This is a genomic window from Mycobacterium sp. NGS34 (genome assembly GCF_059812845.1).
This window is the reverse complement of record NZ_JCALDM010000002.1, coordinates 108,197-129,437: the sequence shown is the minus strand read 5'-3', so window position 1 is coordinate 129,437 and position 21,241 is coordinate 108,197. Positions and strand designations below refer to the sequence as shown.

The window sequence follows — 21,241 nt, the reverse complement described above, 5'->3', positions numbered from 1 at the left end:
GCGCACGATTCGCGGTCGGTCCGGGCCCGCTTTACGCTCGGTGGTTACAGGAACTTAACGGGGGTTTTGTTGATGCGTGGGATCCGGGGGCGGACTCTGCCCGCACACAGGCTTGCCCTGCTCGCGGCGGCCGGCGGCGTCGTCGTCGCGTCCTGTTCGGCGACGGTGGACCCGCCCGCGGCCACGCCGACCACCTCGAGTTCGACCTCGACAACCACGGCAGCTGCGGCGCCCGCGCCGCCCCCGGTGACCGGCCCGCTGGAGAGGGACTGGAAAAGCTACGGCGGGACGGCCTACGTCGGGTGCCCGGAAAAATACGTGCAGCGCAAGTCGGCGCTCGAGGAGATTCGCCCCAAGGTGTTCGACACGAAGACGGGCCAGTACGCCGTGCCGGGCGTCCCCGCGATCCCGGCCGGTGAGAACCTGACCGGCGGCATGTGCGCGCTGACGGGGACGGCCGCCGACAACATGAGGGTCGTCTACGTGGTGACGACGACCAAGCCGGCGCAAGGGTCGCAGCCCGAGGTCACCAAGGCCACGGCGTACGCCTTCGACCTCAAGACGAGCCAGCCCGTGGTGACCAAGGAGCTGACGCCGCCGACGCCCGACCTGAAATTGACCGCGGCGAACGAATGGGGCCTGGCGGCGACCGCGACCGGTGTGGCGTGGGTGAACGCCTTCACCGACGGGCACAGCGCCGCGGCGCCGCCGCGGACCGTCATCCTGTCCGGGGCCGACCTGTCGATGATGTGGAACGACCCGCAGCCCGGCCGGGTGTGGCAGGACGTCCTGTCGTTCCAGCGCAACACCGACAAGACCGGCGCGGCCAAGGCGTCGGGAGCGGAGCTGCGCCGGCCGAGCGGGGAAGCGATCTATCAGGACAACGACATCTGGACCGTCGACGGCGAATTGTCCGACGGCCCAGACGAACTGGTGAAGATCACCCACTGGGATTCCTACAACCCCCCGGTGGTGTCGACGATGTTCTATGACCTGAACGCGAAATCCCTTATCAAGGTGGGCGATTCGGACCGGGTGTCCGGGGGCGGATTGTCCGCCACGCTGTCGGACGGGAAACTGTTCGTCGACGGCCGCAACTCGGACAATTCACAGTTCGGGTTCGGCGTGTGGAACCTGCACACCCAGCACTGGGACTTGCTGAAGACGCGCGACGACGCGAAGAAGATGAATATCGCGAAGCTGGCGTTCTTCGAAGACCACCTCTACATCACCAACGTAGGCAACACGTTCGCCGTGCTCGCCCTGCCCGCCCCGGATCCGGTCGCGACGACCTGGTCGGTCCGGCCGTTCGCGCGGATATCGGGCTGGACGCTGGTGTGCCGCGGCGAGAACGCCGCCGCCCTCAACGGCGACTGCAAGGACATCGTGATGGTGCAGGACCAGGACGGCCACTTCCCCGGACCGTGGTTCTGAGCAGGCTCAGCGGAAGCGGACGTTCAGCGTCGCCATGCCGAAGATCTTCTGGCCACCGGACTTCGCCGCGACGACGACGACGCCGCTGCGGGTCTCCGGGTCCAGCGACTTGACCCGCCCGGTGAACTCGATGTCGGCGCCCTCGGCCGCCGACACGATCGCGGGCTGGGACAACCGCACCGCGTACCGGGTGACCGCGCCGGGATCGCCCGTCCACGCCGAGGCGAATCCGGCGCCCAGGCCCATGGTGAGCATTCCGTGGGCGATCACGTCGGGCAGGCCGGCCAGCTTGGCGATGCCCTCGTCCCAGTGGATCGGGTTGGCGTCGCCGGCCACGCCGGCGTAGTTCACCAGATCGCCGCGCGACAGTCGGGTGTGATGCGCCGCCAACTCGTCGCCGACCTTCACGTCCTCGAAGGATGGCGTCCCCGGCGTGCGGGTCGCGCCTTCCTGGGCGATCCGAACCTCACCCTCGGGGCGCACCGTCTTCTCGTACCCGGCGCCCGCTTCGGCGATTGCGAGGATGTCCACGTCGTGCATCATGATCTTCGGCGCGGCCAACTTGACCTGGGGATCGACGTCTTCGGCCGTGATGCCGACGACGGTGGTGTGCAGGGTGTGTACCCGCTCGCCGGCGGCGTCGGTGTAGGTGTTGGTGACGGTGATGAAGTCCCTGCCGGCGGTCCTGCGCACCGAAGTCAGCTCGACGTCGATGTGTAGTTCGTCGCCGGCCACGATCGGGCGGTGCTGCTCGAAGACTTCTTCGGTCTGTAGGTAGGTGTCGTAGCCGACGACCACCGACTCGAACATGCGGCGATTGCACATCATCCCGGGAACCGACGTGAACGTCAGCGGCGCCACCAGGCCGGAATAGCCCAGCTCAGCGGCCGCGGCGACATCCCAGTGCGCGGGGTGATAGTCCTGCACCGCGCGGGCGTATTCGCGGACCTTCTCGCGGCCGACCAGGTACGTGCCGTCCATCTGGTAGTAGTGGCCGACCCGCGATTGAAGCGCCGGCGCTTCCGCTGCTGCGGTCATGGATTTGCTCAACTTTTCTATCGGCTTGTTTGCGGTTGCCGACGAGACACCCTAACGCGCCGGCAAGGTGGGCATACACGCCCGATACGCTTCGCCGGAGTGGTTCGGAACTTCGTCAGTCATCTCGTATCAAGTGGCGCCGGAGAAAATCCGCCTCGAGTGAGCTGATCTCCTCGAAGAGCGAACCCGTGTAGACGTCGAAGTGCCCTACCGGATAGCGGTGCAATTCGACGTCACTCATCAGGGACGCTATCCGTGCCGCGAACCTCGGCGACGCTTGCTGGTCGTGGTCCCCCAGGCACATCAGCACGGGCATGCGCAGCTTCTCCGCGGTGCCGGCGCGGTAGCGGGGCAAGGCGAAGAGCATGCGCGGGGCGAGCGCATTGCGCCAGCCGATGGCTTCGCCGCCCAGCGCCTCGAAGGCCGCTTTCGCCTCGGGCTCGGTGAACACCGCGACGGCGCCCGAATCGGCGACCACGGGAACCAGATACGGTTCCTTACCCAGCTTCGCGCCAACCGCATCGCGCACCGCTGCGACGCTGAATTGCAGCGTCCGCCGCGCCACATCCCAATTCAGGCGTTCGCCGAGGGTGCGGCCGCGGTGCCAGCCGTCGATCAGCGGGACCTGCGACACCACGGCGGCGATATCCGGATCCGTGGCGGCCACCGCCAGCACGTGACCACCACTGAGCGACGTCCCCCACAAGGCCACCCGATGGGTATCAACGTCGTCGCGGCCGCGCACAAATCGCACCGCCGCGCGATAGTCGTCCTGTTGCTCGGCGACGTTGACGACCTGTCGGGGCTCGCCTGCGCTGGCCCCGAAACGCCGGTAATCGAACGCCAGCACCGCGAGGCCCGCCGTCGTGAACTTCTCCGCGTACGCGGGCAGGCCGAGGCGCTTGGTGGCGCTGGCGCCGTGCCCCATGACCACGCATGGCGCGCTGCCCGAGGTCGCGGGCAGGTAGAGATCGGCCGCGCACCGCACACCGTCGGAGTCGAAGAACACTTCCTCGCGCACGGACACGTCCATGAATCTGCACCGCCGGCCCCGCGGCGACCAGGACCATATGGGCTGGTCTTCGGTGACCTTGGCCCCTACTGAACGGTCGCGTGGATGTCGATGCTGTGGGCGTGGGCGAAAAACGAACCCACGCGCGGTTAGTGCTCGACCAATTGCGCGACGAGCGCGGCCGCCGAGTGGTGCTGGTGTCACACTGCCTGCTCAACGAGAACACCCGCTATGCCGGCGGGGCGACGCGACAGGGTGGGGTGACCGAGGCGGTCGAGGAGCTGATCGGTGCCGGCTACGGGATTCACCAAATGCCGTGCCCGGAGCGGCTCGCCTGGGGCGGGGTACTGAAGCCCCACAGCCTTCACCTCTACCACTCCAAGGGCGGCTTGCTGTATCCGTTGCGGGGCCTGCTGCTGCGCGCGTTCGTGGTGTGGACCCGCCTCGTCTATCGGCGGTTGGCGCGCCGGGTCGCTCGCGATGTAGCCGACTACCGGCGTTCCGGGATCACGGTCGCGGGCATGATCGGGATCGGCGCCTCGCCATCGTGTGGCGTGGCGACGACGTTAGATCTGCGGGCGTCGCTGGAAGTGGTCGCGTCCTGTCCGGCCGCCGCTCTCACTCGCGACGTCATGAACGAGCGCGCCGTGTTGGCGTGCCGGCGCAAGGGCGAGGGCCTGTTCATCGAAGAGCTGGATCGACAATTGCGCCGCCGGGGTCTGAAGGTCCCGGCGTTCGAGCACGATCTGGCTGCCGAGCTTCGGGGTTCGCGGCAGAACCTGCTCACCGCAGGCCCATTGAAGACCCTGGGCGGAGCAGAAGACGCGGCAACCGTCCCGGGTCTCTAGCCGAGACAACGAAACTCACGAGTCTAAGTGACACCGAGTACCCACCCGAGCGTTGACATAGATACCCTACCCGGGTATCGTTCTAATCATGAATGAAACCCACATCTGCCACTGTAAATCCACCGGATGCGGCTGCGGCGACTCCGGCTGCACCCAAACCGCCGGTTGTAGCTGCGGCCACCCGAACTGCACCTGCAACGATTGATCACCTTCAGCCAAGGCCTCGACAACGCGTCGAGGCCTTGGCTGATTTTTTGCAGGTGACCATCCTGTAGGGGTATTTGGTGGCCGCCGGCGCGGAGTCAGGCCCGCGGGTGCACCAGTCGATGAATCGAAAGGCCGAGTTGTGAAAAACTCGCGATGTCCGCGAACCCAATGAGCGACCTCGCGCTGCGATGGGTCGTAACCATTCTCTTTGGCGTCAGCATCACCACATATCTGTATATCCTTGCGGCCCAACGTCCGCGATTGAACGTGACTGTCAGTCACCTGCTTCACCTCGCGATGTCGGTAGCGATGATCTTGATGGTCTGGGGCATCGGAATGAGCCTCCCAACCACCGGCACAATCTTCTTCTTTGTGTTGGCCGGCCTTTGGTTTGCGCACGCCGCCGGTCGGATGCCGACCGCGAATGGCGACCGACTGACCAACGCCTACTACGCGGTGATGATGGGGGCGATGGCGTGGATGTTCGCGGTCATGAACGGCGGCCTGCCAGGACAGATCGATCAATCATCTGATCATGTGCCGTCGGGCGTGCTGGCCATGGACAAACCCGAGCCGGAGATGATGCCGATGCACGAGATGTCTCCGGCCGGATCCGGAACCGAATGGGTCACCACGGTGAACTGGATACTGACCGTCGGGTTCGCGGTCGTAACCCTGTACTGGGCCTGTTCTTACATCTCAAGGTCCCAACCGAATTCGGCGCCGCGACCCGGCCCGCTCGGATACGTGGAACCGCTTTATCAGCTGTGCACCGCCGCCGGAACAGCCCTGATGTTCGGCGCACTCCTATAGCGTGCGAATAGTCGAAGCATCGCGGATCAGCCAAACCAACTTTGTGCCCTTGCGCGTTCTCCACGACCGACCCAAGCTGTCGTATCTGATTGTTTCGCCCGATCTTTCAGCGGTGAACCAGCTCGCCGTCCGATGGCGGTGCGACCAGCGAGCCGGGAGAAGTGAGGAGCTTGCCAGCCACCCCTGACATGACTACGTACGGCGGCGGTCGCCGCGACGACGGGATCCGGCTCGGGGCGAGCGCAGCGCTGATCAGGGTGATCCGCCGGATCCCGGCCTGCGGACGCTCGATCGCCGTCGCGCTCCTCGTTGTTGCGCCGCCAGCCGCCGGATGTTCGACGGGAGCAGCGACCATGCCCGCGGCCGGCGGAAAGTCTGAGGTCGGCGCCACCCGTGATGTCAATCCCCAGGATCCCGCCACACTACTCAACGGCGGGGAACTACGGTTACCGCTCGCCGAGTTTCCAGCCAACTTCAACACGTTGAACATCGACGGCAACGACCCCGACGGCGCCGCGGTGATGAACGCAACGATGCCGCGAGCGTTCAGAATCGGCCCGGACGGCTCGACGACGCTCAATACCGACTACTTCACCAGCATCGAACTCACAAGCACTGCACCGCAAGTCGTCACCTACACCATCAATCCCAAAGCTGTGTGGTCCGACGGTACGCCAATCACCTGGCAGGACATTGCCAGCCAAATCCATGCCCTCAGTGGCGCTGACCAGACCTTCGCGATCGCCGGACCGAGCGGCGCCGACCGGGTCGCGTCGGTAACCCCCGGCGTCGACGACCGGCAGGCCGTCGTAACCTTCGCCAAGCCGTACTCCGAGTGGCGGGGCATGTTTGCGGGCAACACCATACTGCTGCCCGCCAGCATGACCGCGACGCCCGAGGCTTTCAACACGGGTCAACTCGAGCGGCCCGGGCCGTCGGCCGGTCCGTTCATCGTCTCCGGTCTGGACCGGACCAATCAGCGAATTTTATTGACCCGCAACCCGAAATGGTGGGGCAAGCCCCCACTCCTTACCAGCATTACGTATCTGGTGCTCGATGAAGCAGCCCGGACGTCGGCGCTGCAGAACAATACGATCGACGCGAGCATTCTGGGCACTGTGGACCAGTTGACCATCGCACGCCGCACCCCGGGCATCTCGATTCGGCGTGCTCCCGCTCCGAGCTGGTATCACTTCACTTTCAACGGTGCCCCCGGAGCGATGCTGGAGGACAACGCGCTGCGCCTCGCCGTCGCCAAAGGCATAGATCGTCAGACCATCGCGAAGGTGACCGAGCACGGCCTGACGAATAATCCAGTCCCGCTGAATAACCACGTCTACGTGGCCGGGCAGGAGGGGTATCAAGACAACAGCTCTGTCGTGCCCTACGACCCCGTCGAGGCGAGACGAGAACTCGACGCCCTGGGATGGAAGCCCAACGGGCCGGTCCGCGAAAAGGACGGTCGCCGGCTGGTTCTCAACGACTTGTTCTACGACGAACCGAGCAGCCGGCAGTCCGCCCTGATCGCACAGCACAGCCTCGCCGAGGTCGGGGTCAAGCTCGAACTCCACGCCAAGGCCGGCCCCGACTTCTTCACCAACTACATCAATGTCGGGGCTTTCGACATCGCCGAGTTCGGCTGGGTTGGGGACGCCTTCCCGTTGTCAGCGCTCACGACCATCTACGCATCCGGGGGACAGAGCAACTTCGGCAAGATCCGCAGCAGCCAGATCGATGCCAAAATCGAGGAAATGCTCGAAGAGCTCGATCCGGTGAAAGCCCGCGGCTTGGCCAACGGGGTCGACAAGCTCATCTGGGCAGAGGGATTCAGCGTGCCACTAACCCAATCCGCCGGCATCGTCGCGGTCCGCAGCACCTTGGCCAACTTCGGCGCGACCGGCATCGCGGACCTGGATTACACGACTATCGGGTTCATGCGAACCTGACCCTGACCACCTGCGCGCGATGAATAAGGGCCGAAAGTCCCTACCCCCGGGGGGTATAATTGGACCATGATGGTGGTCGCAGGATCATCCAACAGTGAACGGAGAATTTCGATGCTATCTCGAGCCAAGACCAAGGTCGCCCTGGTCGGTGGTGCGGTCGTGGTTGCCCTGGGGGCGGGTGTCGGTGGTGGCGTGTTGTTAAGCGGCACAACCATACCCACGACGATCGCGACGCCCACGTCCAGCGTTGCTCCAACGCCGCCGCCGGCTCCAGGAGGCCCCGGAACTAGCCCCCAGACGAGGGACTTTAACGCTCCCGGTGGTGGTGACACCGGTTGTATCCCTCACGCGAACTGCTAGGTGTCGAACGCACTCGGCCCGGCAGCGACCTGCACTTGACAACACAGGAGCTGCCGGGCCGAGAAGGCAGTAGGTCTCGCGGTTGATCTAGCGCAAGGTGAGCTCGGGCGTGGTTTTGGCCAAATCGGCTACGCCCGATAGGAATCCGGTGGCCTCTTCGCTGGCGGTCGCGCCGCTGGACGTCTGGACGGTAACCGGCAGGCGAACGCGACCGGAGAACGCCTGCGTCATCCGGTACGAATCGAACTCGTCGAATGTGATCGCACTCAGGTCGGCGTCCCCCCACACGGCAGTGCCGTCGGCCAGACCATGGGGATCCAGACGCACCGGGCAGTCAAGAGGCGAAAGCAGTTTGGACTTTTGGCAGCCGGCCATCGCCGCGGACAGCTGCGTTCTCACCGCGTCACGTCCCGTATCCGTCAAGACAAAGGTGGGATGCACCCAGTACGGAGCCGCCGTCGTGAGTTGGTCGAGCAGCAGCGGTGGGACCGTCGCCCCCAGATAGGGGCTGGTGCTGCCGAGCTCGATCCAACCGGGAAACACGTAAACTGTGGCGTCGCCGATCGGCGTGCCGAATAACGTCACCGTCTTCGCGGCGGCATTGCCCATCGACGCGCCCAGGCCAGGTGTGAACTTGATCGCCGACGAGGCGAGCTTCCAGCGGTTGTGGTCCATCATTAAATCCAGTATCGCGTCAGAGGTTTGGTCACCAAACGTCGCGGCCACATGCACATGGGCCATGCTCAGCGCCGCACCAGGTGACGACGAATTATCATGCAGGATCCTGATATTGCGGATCGGCCAGTGCGCGATTTGCTTCTTGAGGATCTCGCCGGTCAGAAACTGGTTCGTGTCCGCTCGCTCGATGCCATAGGACAGAGCGGTCGCGGCGTCTCCGCGGGCGAGCGCCTCCAAGTAGCTCTTGACGGCGTCGCCGGCCGATCCACCCGCCTGCCCGCGTTGCCCGTCGAACACGGTGATCGCCGCGACGAGGGCCACCGCCACTGTTGCGCCGGCGGCCGCCAACACCATAAGCAGTCGTCTGCGGCTCTTGCGGGGCTTCGGGCCGGCCGGACTGGGCTCGGTCACCTCAACCTCCAATAGTTGTCACGCACTCTTCCCGCGCTGCCCCTACCCCGTAGGGGTATATTAGTCTACGATCACTTCCGAGGAAAAACTCGGAGAACGGAGGATTCGGTGAAATCTCGGGTGAGGACGGCCATCTCCCTGGTGGGTGGTACCGCCATGCTTGTATTGGCGGTCGGATGCGGTACGGGCACCAAGTCGACCGGCGCAACCCCCACCACCACGACGACGACCCCGTCGTCCAGCGTCACGCCACCGTCCGCACCACCCACGGACAGTCACGACATTCCCCCGAGCGGACCGTCCGGTTGCGTTCCCCATCTCAACTGCTAGGTGCAGGGTTCGCGACTCTCATGCGCGAGACATTCGACCGCGAAGCACGATTGTCGTGGGTCCTGGCCGCGCTGGCCGGTCTGATCGGCGCTGCGGCGTTCACTCATTCCGCCGGATACTTCGTGACATTCATGACCGGCAACACCGAACGCGCGGCGTTGGGATACTTTCGCTCCCAACCCTGGCTCGCCCTGACAGCGACGCTGCTGTTGGCGGCGTTTCTCGCCGGCGTGGTGGTTGCGTCTTGGTGCCGGCGCCATCTGTGGGTGGCGCATCCGCACGGCCCGACGGTTCTCACCGCCTTGTCGTTGGCTGTCGCCACCACGGTCTGCGTTGCCACCCACGGATGGTCGGAAATGGGCGAACTCTCGTTCGCGCCAATCCTTTTCATCGCGTTCGGGATTGGCGCCCTGAACACCTCATTTGTCAAGGACGGCGAGGTGTCAACCCCGTTGAGCTATGTGACCGGGACACTCGTGAAGATGGGCCAGGGCATTGAACGTCACATCAGCGGCGGCTCGGCGGCGGCCTGGCTGGGATACTTTCTGTTGTATCTGAGCTTCATCGCTGGCGCCGTCGCCGGTGGGTTGATTAGCCTGATTACCAACGGATCCCAGATGTTGGCAATCGCCACGGCCGTCTGCTCGCTAGCAGCCGGATACACCTATTTCCATGGCGACCGCCGCGCTCTGTTGCGGGCGTCGAACGGCGGACGTCCGACTGGCCTTCCATTGCCAAAGATGATGTGGAAGAAGCCAAGCTGACAAATTGCCAGTGGGTCGATGATCGGCTCGAATTCGATCACATTCATGCTGGCTTCATGTGCCGGCGTTAGCGTCGCCTTCGCGACCGGGGTTTCCGGACGAGAAGGGATGGATCGATGAGGGTCAGAACGAGGATGGTCATTGGTGCGGCCGGCGCCGCCATCGTGGCGTCGGTTGGCATCGGCATAGCCAACGCAGACAACGGCGAGGTCACCGGGCCAGCCGCAGACCAGGCCCGTGCCGCGGCGGTACAAGCCATACCGGGCAAGGCCGGAAAGGTCGAAAGGGAAACCAACGAGGGCGCCGCCTATTACGGGGTGCTCGTCACCAAAACCGACGGCACCCAGCTGGAGGTGCACCTGGACCAGGGCTTCCACTTCCTGGGCACCGAAGCCCCGGACAACGATTGACGTCCAGTCAAACCGCGGGCATCGCAACGGACCTCGCCGCCGAGGCCGGGAGCTTCAGCGTCACGCAGATCGCGCTCACCGCCGCGCTGACGGCCGTGCTCGCGCTCGCCGCGGCGGCGTGGTGGCTGCCGCGGTCCGCCTGGCCCGATGTCGTGATCATCGGCGTCCTGAGCGGGGCCGCGGTCTTCCTGTGGCGAATCTCGGCCAACATGCCACAGCTCAACAGTGATGGACTGCCCGGCTTTTCCGCCAACGACTGGCTCGCACCGGTGATGACCTACGTCTTCCTCTCGGCCTACGCCGATCTGCGGTCACCCACCGATCCCCGGCGCAACGGCCAAGCGCGAACGAGTGCCGTCGCGATAGCGCTGCTCGTCAACGTCGTCGCCATATGAACGGAGAGAGCGTCACGGCGCGCTCAACGGTCGCCCGTCAAATGCAACTGCGGTTACATAGTCGACATGAGTGACCCGGACGAGGAACCCGGCGGGCCCGTGGGGTTTGGCCGGATCCTCGCCTACTTCCTGAAGCTGGGCGCGATCGGGTTCGGCGGACCGATCGCCACCGTCGGCTATATGCAACGCGACCTGGTCGAACAGCGGCAATGGATCAACCGTCAAGACTTCCTCGACGGTGTCGCCCTCGGGCAGACCATGCCCGGCCCCTTAGCGGCGCAGGTCGCGATGTGGGTCGGCTACCTGCGGCGCGGCGCCGGCGGTGCGGCCGCCGTCGCGGCGGCCTTCGTCGCCCCGTCGTTCGCCATCGTGGTGGCCGTGGCCGCCGTCTACTCGCACTACTCGGGCTCGCGTGTCGTGCAGGCGCTGTTCTACGGAATCGCCCCGGCGGTGATGGCAATCATCACGATCGCCGCGATCAAGCTGATCAAGCTGACCGACGGCCGGGACTGGCGGCTGTGGAGCATCAGCGCCGCGGTGTTCGCGCTCACCGCGCTCACGGGTTCCGAACCGGTGCTCGTGATCGTCGGCGCGGGTCTGTTGATGATCCTGCTCGACGCCCGTCCGCGCATCCGGCTACCCCGCCGCAGACCGCCGGAAGACGTTGCCGGAACGGAGGATAACGCCAGACCCATGCCGCTGGTCATCGGGCTCGGCGCGCTCGCCGGCGGGGGGACGCTGGCATCGCTCGCGCTGTTCTTCCTGAAAACCGGGGCCATCGTGTTCGGATCCGGGCTGGCGATCGTGCCGTTCATGCGCGCCGGTGTCGTCGACCAGCACCACTGGCTGACCAACAGCCAGTTTCTCGATTCCGTGGCGATCGGGCTGATCACCCCCGGACCGGTAGTGATCAGCGCCGGATTCATCGGCTACCTGGTCGCGGGATTGCCGGGGGCGATCGTCTCGAGCGTCGCCATCTTCACCCCGATCTACCTCGGTGTCGTCGTGCCCGGCCGCTGGTTTTTGCGCCACCGCGACAATGCCCAGGTGCGCGCCTTCGTCGCCGGTGCCACCGCCGCCGCCGGCGGGGCGCTCTGCGGCGCCGTCGTGGTGCTGACTCGCCAAGCCGTCACCGACTGGATCACCGCCGGCATCGCCGTGGCGACGCTGGGCGTGCTGTGGCGATTCAAAGTCAAAGAGCCGTACGTCGTCGTCGCGACGGGAGCGCTCGGCATCCTGCTGTTTTGAAATGGCCCTTACCCCCGTAGGTTGGTGGCATCCAGCGCCGGGCGCAGCGCCCTGGCCAGGGTGACCGCGTCGTCGACCGCCCAGTAGTGCATGTAGAACAGCCGCGGCTCCTCGGTGAGGCCGTGGTTGTGCAGTTCGACGATCTGGATGTTGCCGGCGCGCAACGCCTGGATGACCTTCTGCACCTCGGGCGCGATCAGGATGAAGTCGCCGTTGATCGCCGCGCGGCCACCGCCTACGGGCTGGAAGTTGATCACCGTCGTCAGGTTCAGCGACGCCGGCGGAAGCGCGCGCCCGTCTTCGACGATGGTGTCCTTGCGCGGGATGCTGTACTTGAACAGTCCGCCGTCGGCAGTTCCCTTGCGGCCCAACGCCTGTTCGATACCCGCGGTGTCGATGTCGACAGGTGGTTGCTGCGCCGGTGCCGGGGCGGCCGGGCCGATCGACGTCGCGTCCAGCGCGGCCTTGAGGCCCTGGGCGAGCTGCGCCGCGTCGCCCATGCCGTGCACGTGGGTCCACCACACCGCCGGGGTCTGTTGCAGCAGATGCTTGTGCAGCCCGGTCTGGGCGATGCCGTGGGCCTGTAGCGCGTCGGTCACCTTCGGCAGCTCGGCCTCCGTGACGACCAGGTCGCCCATCAGCAGCGTCTGGTTGTCGTCGTAGCGCGCGAACGCCGCATACCCGCCCAGGGACAATCCCGGTTTGATCGGGACACCGTCGGTGGTGACCTGAAGGTCGTTGCGCACCAGGGCGATTCGATAGGCGGTGTTGTTGTCTCCCAGCTTGCCGGTACGTCCCAGCGCGTCGGCCACCGGCTTCCAGTCGGAATCGTTCGTGGTCGCCGCCGACTGGGGATTGGCGGGTTGGCTCGTGCTGCTTCCGGCGGTCCCCTTGGAGCCCGAACCGCAACCCGCCAGCAGCAGCGCCACCGCGGCGTAGATCGCGACAGTACGCAAAGGGCCCACTCGTTTCCGCGCCATAGCGCACGGTCTAGCCCCCTTTGATGAAGCCACGATGAAGCCGCCCGGTGTCCTCATCGTGGCTTCATCAACGCCGACTACACCTGCTTTACCCCGCTAGGGACGATGATGGAGTCGGGCGCGACACCGAGCGCGAAGAAGGTGGTGGCAACCGTGCGTGTGCTGGTGGTCGAGGACGAGCCCAAGATGGCCGACCTGCTGCGCCGCGGCCTTGTCGAGGACGGCTACGCCGTGGACGTCGCGGCCGACGGACCAAGCGGCTACCAGGCCGCCACGGTCTGCGACTACGACGCGGTCGTGCTGGACGTCATGCTGCCGGGAATGTCCGGCTTCGACATCTGCCGTAACTGGCGCAGCCGGCAGAACTGGGTGCCGGTGCTGATGCTCACCGCCCGGGGCGCCGTCGTGGACCGGGTCGCCGGGCTCGACGGCGGCGCCGATGACTACCTCACCAAGCCGTTTCACCTCGAGGAGCTGTTCGCGCGGCTCCGATCGCTGATCCGCCGCGGACCGACGCCGCGACCGACCGTGCTGACGGTCGGAGCGCTGCGCGCCGACCCCGCCAGCCGCAGATGCTGGCGCGGCGATACCGAAATCGAGCTCACCACAAAGGAGTTCGGGCTGCTCGAACTGCTGATGCGCCGGCCCGGCACGGTGTTGACCCGAGAGCTTCTGATGGAACACTGCTGGGACTTCGCCTACGAATCACGTTCCAATGTCATCGACGTCCATATCCGCGCGCTGCGTGACAAGATCGACCGGCCGTTCGGGGTGCGCTCGATCGAAACCGTCCGTGGCATCGGCTATCGGATGCGCACCGACGGCGGTGCGCCCGGGAAAGCGGGCTGATGGTGCGCCGCTGGCCCATCCGGATCAGGCTCGCCGCCGCCTTCACCGCCGTGATGGCGCTGGTGCTGCTGGCCGTTGCCGCATTCACCGTCCACCACACGAAAGAGTCTCTCGACGCGGCGATCACCGAGTCCGTGTCCACTCAGCTGGCCAACCTGCGCCCCATCGCCGCCGACGACGATCCATTGCTGGCCGGCGGCGACCCCGACACCGCCCAGCAGATCGTCGCCCCCGGCGGCCAGGTGCTGACCGCGACCTCGAATCTCGCCGGTCAGCCGGCGCTGTCGCCGTCCCAGCTGGAGACCGCCGGGCACAGTCAGCTGGTCGCCGACCGCCCTCACCTGGGCAACATGGAGGGCCCGGTGCGGCTGGCGGCGGGCCCGGGGCCCGGCGGGCGCGTCGTCGTCGCGGCCCAGAGCCTGGCCGACCGCGATGCCGCGGTCGCGGATCTACGCGACGAGCTGGCCGTCAGCTTCCCGATCCTGTTGTTGGCCACCGCAATTGGCGCCTACCTCCTGGCGGCAGCGGCCCTCCGGCCGGTCGAACGCATGCGCGCTCGCGCCGCTGGGATCAGCGCCTCCGACGCGCACGCCCGCCTGCCCGTCCCGCTCGCCCATGACGAAATCCGTTATCTCGGAACCACTTTCAATGAACTCCTGCAACGGTTGCAGGAGGCGCTGGAGCGAGAGCGACAATTCGTGATCGACGCGGGCCACGAGCTGCGCACCCCGCTGAGCCTGCTGACCACCGAACTGGAACTGGCCCTGCGGCGGCCACGTAGCAACCCCGAACTGCTCGCCGCGGTGCGCTCGGCATTGCACGAAACCACAAGGTTGTCCCGGTTGGCGCGTGACCTGCTCACCGTCGCCGACACCGGCCGCCCGGCCGACGCGCCGACCATCGACCTGGGCGCCCGCCTGCGCGACATCGGTGAGCGTTACCGTCCCATCCTCGACGGGCAACTCGACATCGATTGCCCCGCGGGCCAATACGTCCGCGCCGACCCCGACGACGTCGATCGGATCTTCGGGAACCTCATCGACAACGCCGCGCAGCACGGCGCCCCACCGATCGCCATCCGAGTCCAGGCCACCGCGGACGGCGTCGAGATCCGTGTCACCGACCACGGTCCCGGGTTCCCGCCCGGCTTCCTCCCCCACGCCTTTCTGCGATTCACCCGCGCCGACAGCGCGCGGACCACCGGGGGCACCGGGCTCGGACTGGCCATCGTCGACACGCTCACGCAGCGCAACCACGGCACGGTCACCGCCGCCAATCACAACGGCGGCGGCGCCGAAATCACCGTCGGGTTTCCCGCCGACCCAAAGTAACTTATTATCTGCGTATGCATGCAGATAGCCATGACCACGACCATGGGCATGGTCACCAACACGCCCACGGGCATGATCACCAACACGCCCATGGAATTCGTGGCATCGTGTCGCAGCTCTTGGTCCCGCACAGCCACGACGCCGCCGACAGCGTCGACACCGCCCTGGAATCCAGCGCCATCGGCATCCGGGCGGTCAAAGTCAGCCTGGTCGGGCTGGGCGCGACCGCGATCGTGCAGGTCGTCATTGCCGTCGTCTCCGGATCCATCGCGCTGGCCGCCGACACCATCCACAACTTCTCGGACGCCCTGACCGCGGTCCCGCTGTGGGTCGCGTTCGCGTTGGGCACCCGCCCGGCGACGCGGCGCTACACCTACGGCTACGGCCGGGCCGAGGACGTCGCCGGCTTGTTCGTCATCGCCATGATCGCGCTGTCGGCGATCGTCGCCGGCTACGAGGCCGTCCTGCGGCTGATCCACCCCGTCGCGATCGAGCACGTCGGCTGGGTCGCCGCCGCAGGCGTGATCGGCTTCCTTGGCAACGAAGTCGTCGCCATGTATCGGATCCGGATCGGCCGCCGGATCGGGTCGGCCGCCCTGGTCGCCGACGGCCTGCACGCCCGCACCGACGGATTCACTTCGCTGGCAGTGCTTTTCGGGGCCGGCGGCGTCGCCCTCGGCTATCCGCTGGCCGACCCGATCGTCGGCCTGATCATCACGGTGGCGATCCTGGCGGTGCTGCGCGGCGCCGTGCGCGACATCTTCCGGCGGCTGATGGACGCCGTGGACCCCGAGCTCGTCGACACCGCCGAAGCGACGCTGGCCGCGCGGCCGGGCGTGCGCAGCGTGCGCAGGGTCCGGATGCGCTGGATCGGGCACCGCCTGCACGCCGACGCCGAGCTGGACATCGATCCCGCCACCAGCCTCGAGGACGCCCACCGCATCGCGCATGACGCCGAACACCAGCTCACCCACGCCGTGCCGCGGCTCGACAGCGCGCTCGTGCACGCCTACCCGGCGCACCCGGGCGCTTAGGTCAAGCCGAGGGCCTGCGGAACCATGTACAGGCCGAAGCCCATCACGACCAGGCACAGGGCCCACGCGATGTATTTGCGCGGCCCGCGCATGCGCCACTGCTCGGGCAGCGCGCGGGATTCCAGCGCCAGCAACAGGCCCAGCACGATGGGCAGCAGCAGCGCGTTCATCACCTCGACGTCGACGGCGAGGTTGACCAGGTCGACGCTGGCCAACACGAGCGCGGCGCCGATCACGTGCGCGAGCCCGTAGGTGATGTAGAACTTCGCGGTCGCCCGGTTGGGCCGCTGGTTGAGGGTGTGCTTCCAGCCGAAGACCTCGGACAGTCCCCACGCGCCGGCCAGCGAGGCCACGATCGCGGCGACCAGCGCCGCGCCGAGCATGCCCAGCCCGAACAGGACCGTGCCGCCGACGCGGCCCAGGTACGGCGTGAGCGCGTTGGCGATGTCGCCGACGGTGTTCAGCGCGGTCTCGCCGCCATGTGCCCCGATCGTCGAGGCCACCGTGACAACTACCGAGATCATGATCAGCTGGGTCAGCACGGCGCCCGCGGCGGTGTCGTGGCGGGCCTGGCGGATCGTGGCGACCGACAGGTGCTTATCGACGACCGCGCCCTGCTGGTAGAAGACCATCCAGGGCATGATGACGGCGCCGACGTTGGCGGCGACCAGCAACAGATACGACGAGTTGCCCAGCGGCATCGACTTCAGGCCCTCCACAAAGGCTTTGGGCTCGGGCCGCGCCATCATCATGGCGACCAGGAACGCCAGCTCGGCCGAGCCGATGACGAGGCCGATGCGTTCCACGCGGCGGTAGCTGCCGGTCAGCGCCAGCGCCAGCAGGGCGGCGGTCGCGATCGGGATGCTCACCCAGCGCGAGACGCCGAACAGCTCTCCCACGCCGGCGACGCCGGCGAACTCGGTGAGCAACGCCCCGATCGACGACGCGAAAAGAGTGAACGCCGAAACCCACGCCCAGAAGCGGCCGAACCGTTCCCGGATCAGCGCGCCGTGCCCCTTCTTGGTGACGATGCCCAGCCGCACCGTCATTTCCTGGACGACGTAGAGGATCGGCATCAGGATCAGCTGCGGCAGGACCATCCGGTAACCCCATTGGGCGCCGGACTGCGACGCGGTGATCAGCGAACCCGCGTCCGTGTCGGCCAGCATCACGACCAGGCCCGGGCCCCATACCGTCAGCAGCCCCCAGCGCAGCCATCGACCGCGGCGCGCGGCCGATTCGGGTGGCTGGTCTGACGCGTCGGCCACCGGTGTGGTTGTTTCGGTCACCCTTGACCAACTCCTTCGCGCCAGCAACTCCGGCCACCCGGCCCCGGGAACAGAGTAAGGCTACCCTAACCAGATTGGTAGCCCGCCCCGTCGGGTTTGCGGAATCCGCGCAGGGAGACGCCGTCGCAGAAATGAGTCCGGCGTAAACGTGGTGGCAGGTACAGGATTCGAACCTGTGTAGGCGTAAGCCGACGGATTTACAGTCCGCTCCCATTGGCCGCTCGGGCAACCTGCCGCCAGACAGGTTACAACGAACGGGTAGACAAGGCACAAACGGCTAACCAGATGGAAGGGACCGATCGAATGGCCGACTCATCGTTCGACATCGTCAGCAAGGTCGATCGGCAGGAGGTCGACAACGCGCTGAACCAGGCCGCCAAGGAGCTCGCCACCCGTTTCGACTTCCGCGGCACCGACACCAAGATCGAGTGGAAGGGCGACGAGGCCATCGAGCTGACGTCGTCCACCGAGGAGCGCGTGAAGGCCGCCGTCGACGTCTTCAAGGAGAAGCTGATCCGTCGCGACATCTCGATGAAGGCCTTCGACGCTGGCGAGCCGCAGGCCTCCGGCAAGACCTACAAGGTCAGCGGCACCCTCAAGCAGGGCATCAGCAGTGAGAGCGCCAAGAAGATCACCAAGCTGATCCGCGACGAGGGACCCAAGAACGTCAAGACCCAGATCCAGGGCGACGAGGTCCGCGTCAGCAGCAAGAAGCGCGACGACCTGCAGGCCGTGCAGGCGCTGCTGCGGAACGCCGATCTGGACGTGGCGCTGCAGTTCGTCAACTATCGGTAGGTATGCACACCCCCGTCGGGTCCGCGAGCCCAACGCCACTGCGAAATTTCGGGCCATTTCTCGCAGTGTCGTTAGGCTCGCGGCGTTGCTTTTCCAAGTGAGGTCCACAATGACGGTGACTCCGCAGCAGGTCGAGCAGTTCGACGTCATCATCATCGGCGCGGGCATCTCCGGCATCGATGCGGCCTATCGAATCACCGAGCGCAACCCGGGCGTGACCTACACCATCCTGGAGCGGCGGGCGCAGATCGGCGGCACGTGGGACCTGTTCCGCTACCCGGGCGTTCGCTCCGACAGCAGCATGTACACGCTGTCGTTTCCGTTCGAGCCGTGGACCCGGAAAGAGGGCATCGCCGACGGCGGCCACATCCGCGAGTACCTGAACGCCACCGCGCGCAAGTACGGCATCGACCGCCACATCCGGTTCAACAGCCGGGTGCGCGCCGCGGATTGGGACTCGTCCACCGATATGTGGACGGTCACCATCGAAGAGGACGGCGCCGGCAAGACTTTGCGCGGCCGGTTCGTGTTCTTCGCGAGCGGTTACTACAACTACGACGAGGGCTACACACCGGAGCTGCCCGGCATCGAGCGGTTCGGTGGGACCGTTGTCCATCCCCAACGCTGGCCCGAAGACCTGGACTACGCCGGCAAGAAGGTCGTCGTCATCGGCAGCGGGGCGACCGCCGTCACGCTGGTCCCGTCGATGGCGGAACGCGCCGGAAAAGTGATCATGCTGCAGCGCTCGCCGACGTATCTGGTCTCGGCGGCCAAAAACGGCAAGGTCGCGCCCCTCGCACGTAAACTGCTGCCGCGCCGGGCGGCCGCCCTGGCGCTTCGGATCTACACCGCACTGTCGGAGGCGGTGTTCGTTCAATTGTCCGGCAAGGCACCGGGTCTCGTGAAATGGCTGCTGCGGCGCAGGGCGATGAGCAAGCTGCCCGCCGGCTACGAGGTCGACGTTCACTTCAAGCCGCGATACAACCCGTGGGACCAGCGGATGTGCCTGATTCCCGACGCCGACTTCTACAACGCGATCAGCGCCGGCCGCGCCGAGGTGGTCACCGACCGCATCGATCACTTCGATGCCACCGGCATCGCGCTCGAATCCGGCGAACACCTCGACGCCGACATCATCGTCACCGCGACCGGCTTGCAACTGCAGGCGCTGGGTGGTGCCGCCATCAGCATGGACGGCGAACCGGTCGATCACCGCGACCGCTTCGTCTATAAGGCGCACATGCTCGAGGACGTGCCCAACCTGTTCTGGTGTGTCGGTTACACCAAGGCGTCGTGGACGCTACGCGCCGACATCACCGCCCGGGCGACGGCAAAGCTTATGGCGCACATGGCCTCCCACGGCTACACACACGCCTACCCGCACCGGGGCGACGAGCCGATGGACGTCAAGCCGTCGTGGGACATTCAGGCCAACTACGTGAAGCGCTCGGGCCACGCGTTGCCCAAGTCGGGCACCCGGCGGCCGTGGAATGTGCGGCAGAACTACTTCGCCGATGCCATCGACTACCGGTTCGACCGCATCGAGGAGGCGATGGTGTTCGGCCGCGCGACCGACCGGGCAGCATTAACGGGATAGCACTGTTACGCCGACGCTCCGACGGATATTTTCTTGCCGCAATTCGGGCAGAACTTTTCGGCGGGGTGATGCTCCGCCCCGCAGTTTGCGCAGAAGTGCGGCTCCACGGCGCTCGATGGTGGGGTGCGCACCACGCGCAGTCGCTGCCGGCGCGAAGACGGCCGACGCCTGCGCAGCACCAGGAACGTGAAACCCGCGGCGGCGGCGAGCACCAACGCGACGCCACCCGCGGTGTACCACAACAGGTTTGCGCCGCTGAGCACCGAGAAATCACCGTGCTGCTGGCGCAGGTTGGCCGCGTTCGTCCTAAGGTCGGCCAGCCCGGGATAGTCGGGTGACATCGACAGGGTCTGGTCGAAGTCGTCGATCGCCTCGGTGTACTGGCCCGCGTAGTAGTGCTTGAGCCCCTTGCGGTAGTACGCGTCGGCGGGCCCCAGCGCCGCCTTGACCCCCTTGCTGGCCATTATCGCGGCGAGGCCGTCGGCGGGCGCGATGAAGTTGAACGCCTGCGGTTCGCCGACGGGGGCGAAGCTGTTGATGCCGATCACCTTGCCGTTGAGGTCGACGGTCGGGCCGCCGCTCATGCCCTCCGAGACCGCGGCGTCGATCTCGTACTCGGCGGCCGAGCCCATGGTCGACTTCTTGCTGACCTTGCCGCTCTTGTTCGTCGGGTCCAGCGAGGGGCCGGTGACGTTCTCGGTGCTCTGCGAAAAGCCCACCGCCAGAACCGATGTGCCGATACTCACGTCGGCGTCGGTGGCAAGCTCCGACGACGGCAGGTTGTGCTTGTCCACCTTGAGCAGCGCGACGTCGCCTTTGCCCAGCGGCCGGAAATCCACCACGTTGGCCGCGACCTTGCCGGCGACCTTGGTGCCGGTGCCATACGTCAGCGCGAGGCTGATTTCGGGGCCCCGGTCCGCGGTGTCCCCTTCGACCCGCGCGTTCTTGCGCAGCCAGTCCAGGGTCGTGGCGGGATCCCGCGATTCGGGCGCGTCCGGGAATTGGAGGATGTACTCCTTGGCCGCGCGCTTGAGGATGAGCAGCTTGGCGCTCTCGGAGTCGACGCAATGTCCGGCCGTGGCCACCCAGCCGTCGGGGTTGACGACGAAGCCGGTGCAGCTCCACGTCGCGATGAACGGCATGGTCGTGCCGGGGCCGAACTGGGACAGGATCTGGCCGTCGGGCAGGCGGACCGCGCCGTAGCTCTGGCCGGCGACGTACATCACGGCCGGCCGGATCATGGCCGCCGCCCGTTCCTCCGGGTTGACGCGCGGACGGCCGTCGTCCGCGGCGGCGATTCCGGGGGAGCCGGCCAACACGGCGAGGGCGGCCGCCGAGACCAACGCGGACACGCGGCCGCAACGAGCGCGTCCGGGCATGCATCCTCCTCGTATGAACCTGTCCCTTGACCATCGGGCACGCCGGCCGGCGGAGGTAGGGGCGGAAGTCCCCTGCCTTCGGGCCCTTGGTTT

19 protein-coding genes and 1 tRNA gene are annotated in these 21,241 nt (G+C 66.5%); 13 read left to right on the top strand and 7 right to left on the bottom strand.

What is annotated here, in order from left to right:
• Nucleotides 1-72: 72 nt before the first annotated feature.
• Nucleotides 73-1,434 carry a hypothetical protein gene (locus tag AC5Y7V_RS05500; RefSeq protein ID WP_499879049.1) on the top strand — a complete coding sequence of 454 codons (1,362 nt, stop codon included), beginning with the start codon at nucleotides 73-75 and terminating at the stop codon, nucleotides 1,432-1,434.
• 6 nt (nucleotides 1,435-1,440) lie between these two features.
• Here the strand turns inward: AC5Y7V_RS05500 and AC5Y7V_RS05495 are convergent, their stop codons facing one another.
• Entirely contained in the window at nucleotides 1,441-2,472 is a 1,032-nt protein-coding gene (locus AC5Y7V_RS05495; RefSeq protein ID WP_499879048.1) for a fused (3R)-hydroxyacyl-ACP dehydratase subunits HadA/HadB, read from the bottom strand.
• A gap of 115 nt (nucleotides 2,473-2,587) precedes the next feature.
• Nucleotides 2,588-3,505 carry an alpha/beta hydrolase gene (locus AC5Y7V_RS05490; protein ID WP_499879047.1) on the bottom strand — a complete coding sequence of 306 codons (918 nt, stop codon included), beginning with the start codon at nucleotides 3,503-3,505 and terminating at the stop codon, nucleotides 2,588-2,590.
• Between the two features lie 101 nt (nucleotides 3,506-3,606).
• Between AC5Y7V_RS05490 and AC5Y7V_RS05485 the strand changes: the two genes are divergently transcribed.
• From AC5Y7V_RS05485 to AC5Y7V_RS05475, 3 genes are all read left to right on the top strand, one after another.
• Nucleotides 3,607-4,332 (top strand): hypothetical protein, encoded by a 726-nt coding sequence (locus tag AC5Y7V_RS05485; protein WP_499879046.1) that lies wholly within the window; start codon nucleotides 3,607-3,609, stop codon nucleotides 4,330-4,332.
• A gap of 375 nt (nucleotides 4,333-4,707) precedes the next feature.
• Nucleotides 4,708-5,352, top strand: coding sequence for a DUF5134 domain-containing protein (locus tag AC5Y7V_RS05480; RefSeq protein ID WP_499879045.1), 645 nt, complete (start codon nucleotides 4,708-4,710; stop codon nucleotides 5,350-5,352).
• Nucleotides 5,353-5,705: 353 nt separating this feature from the next.
• Nucleotides 5,706-7,298, top strand: coding sequence for an ABC transporter family substrate-binding protein (locus tag AC5Y7V_RS05475; protein WP_499879619.1), 1,593 nt, complete (start codon nucleotides 5,706-5,708; stop codon nucleotides 7,296-7,298).
• A gap of 447 nt (nucleotides 7,299-7,745) precedes the next feature.
• Here AC5Y7V_RS05475 and AC5Y7V_RS05470 read toward each other — a convergent pair whose 3' ends face one another.
• A complete protein-coding gene (locus AC5Y7V_RS05470) occupies nucleotides 7,746-8,747 on the bottom strand; it encodes a hypothetical protein (RefSeq protein WP_499879044.1) in 1,002 nt (333 codons plus the stop codon).
• A gap of 350 nt (nucleotides 8,748-9,097) precedes the next feature.
• Here AC5Y7V_RS05470 and AC5Y7V_RS05465 point away from each other — a divergent pair, with 350 nt between their 5' ends.
• The 4 genes from AC5Y7V_RS05465 (at nucleotide 9,098) to chrA (ending at nucleotide 11,894) form a co-directional block, all read left to right on the top strand.
• Nucleotides 9,098-9,841: a YoaK family protein gene (locus tag AC5Y7V_RS05465; protein WP_499879043.1), complete on the top strand. Its 744-nt coding sequence runs from the start codon at nucleotides 9,098-9,100 to the stop codon at nucleotides 9,839-9,841.
• 116 nt (nucleotides 9,842-9,957) lie between these two features.
• The gene (locus AC5Y7V_RS05460) at nucleotides 9,958-10,251 is read left to right on the top strand and encodes a PepSY domain-containing protein (protein ID WP_499879042.1); all 294 of its coding nucleotides are present in this window, start codon (nucleotides 9,958-9,960) and stop codon (nucleotides 10,249-10,251) included.
• Nucleotides 10,248-10,646, top strand: coding sequence for a hypothetical protein (locus tag AC5Y7V_RS05455; protein ID WP_499879041.1), 399 nt, complete (start codon nucleotides 10,248-10,250; stop codon nucleotides 10,644-10,646). The genes AC5Y7V_RS05460 and AC5Y7V_RS05455 overlap by 4 nt, the downstream gene beginning before the upstream one ends.
• A 66-nt stretch (nucleotides 10,647-10,712) precedes the next feature.
• Complete coding sequence (gene chrA / locus AC5Y7V_RS05450) at nucleotides 10,713-11,894, top strand: chromate efflux transporter (RefSeq protein ID WP_499879040.1); 1,182 nt, start codon at nucleotides 10,713-10,715, stop codon at nucleotides 11,892-11,894.
• A gap of 8 nt (nucleotides 11,895-11,902) precedes the next feature.
• Here the strand turns inward: chrA and AC5Y7V_RS05445 are convergent, their stop codons facing one another.
• Entirely contained in the window at nucleotides 11,903-12,874 is a 972-nt protein-coding gene (locus AC5Y7V_RS05445) for a DUF1259 domain-containing protein (RefSeq protein ID WP_499879039.1), read from the bottom strand.
• Nucleotides 12,875-12,982: 108 nt separating this feature from the next.
• On the opposite strand from AC5Y7V_RS05445, the gene AC5Y7V_RS05440 reads away from it, so the two are divergent.
• The 3 genes from AC5Y7V_RS05440 to AC5Y7V_RS05430 are packed head-to-tail and all read left to right on the top strand — an operon-like array spanning nucleotide 12,983 to nucleotide 16,088.
• On the top strand, nucleotides 12,983-13,723 hold the full coding sequence (locus AC5Y7V_RS05440; RefSeq protein ID WP_499879038.1) for a response regulator transcription factor: 741 nt from the start codon (nucleotides 12,983-12,985) through the stop codon (nucleotides 13,721-13,723).
• Nucleotides 13,723-15,054: an ATP-binding protein gene (locus tag AC5Y7V_RS05435; RefSeq protein WP_499879037.1), complete on the top strand. Its 1,332-nt coding sequence runs from the start codon at nucleotides 13,723-13,725 to the stop codon at nucleotides 15,052-15,054. Before AC5Y7V_RS05440 ends, AC5Y7V_RS05435 begins: the two co-directional genes overlap by 1 nt.
• Nucleotides 15,055-15,068: 14 nt before the next feature.
• Nucleotides 15,069-16,088 (top strand): cation diffusion facilitator family transporter, encoded by a 1,020-nt coding sequence (locus tag AC5Y7V_RS05430; protein ID WP_499879036.1) that lies wholly within the window; start codon nucleotides 15,069-15,071, stop codon nucleotides 16,086-16,088.
• On the opposite strand, the gene AC5Y7V_RS05425 is transcribed toward AC5Y7V_RS05430, so the two are convergent.
• Nucleotides 16,085-17,377: an NRAMP family divalent metal transporter gene (locus AC5Y7V_RS05425; RefSeq protein WP_499879035.1), complete on the bottom strand. Its 1,293-nt coding sequence runs from the start codon at nucleotides 17,375-17,377 to the stop codon at nucleotides 16,085-16,087. The two genes, AC5Y7V_RS05430 and AC5Y7V_RS05425, sit on opposite strands and share 4 nt — an antisense overlap.
• A gap of 149 nt (nucleotides 17,378-17,526) precedes the next feature.
• Nucleotides 17,527-17,612: transfer RNA gene (locus tag AC5Y7V_RS05420), tRNA-Tyr, on the bottom strand.
• A gap of 68 nt (nucleotides 17,613-17,680) precedes the next feature.
• Here AC5Y7V_RS05420 and AC5Y7V_RS05415 point away from each other — a divergent pair.
• Together AC5Y7V_RS05415 and AC5Y7V_RS05410 are read left to right on the top strand one after the other, a co-directional pair.
• Nucleotides 17,681-18,172, top strand: coding sequence for a YajQ family cyclic di-GMP-binding protein (locus AC5Y7V_RS05415; RefSeq protein ID WP_499879034.1), 492 nt, complete (start codon nucleotides 17,681-17,683; stop codon nucleotides 18,170-18,172).
• Nucleotides 18,173-18,281: 109 nt separating this feature from the next.
• Entirely contained in the window at nucleotides 18,282-19,769 is a 1,488-nt protein-coding gene (locus tag AC5Y7V_RS05410) for a flavin-containing monooxygenase (RefSeq protein WP_499879033.1), read from the top strand.
• Between the two features lie 5 nt (nucleotides 19,770-19,774).
• Here AC5Y7V_RS05410 and AC5Y7V_RS05405 read toward each other — a convergent pair whose 3' ends face one another.
• Nucleotides 19,775-21,148 carry a trypsin-like peptidase domain-containing protein gene (locus AC5Y7V_RS05405; protein WP_499879032.1) on the bottom strand — a complete coding sequence of 458 codons (1,374 nt, stop codon included), beginning with the start codon at nucleotides 21,146-21,148 and terminating at the stop codon, nucleotides 19,775-19,777.
• Nucleotides 21,149-21,241 lie beyond the last annotated feature (93 nt).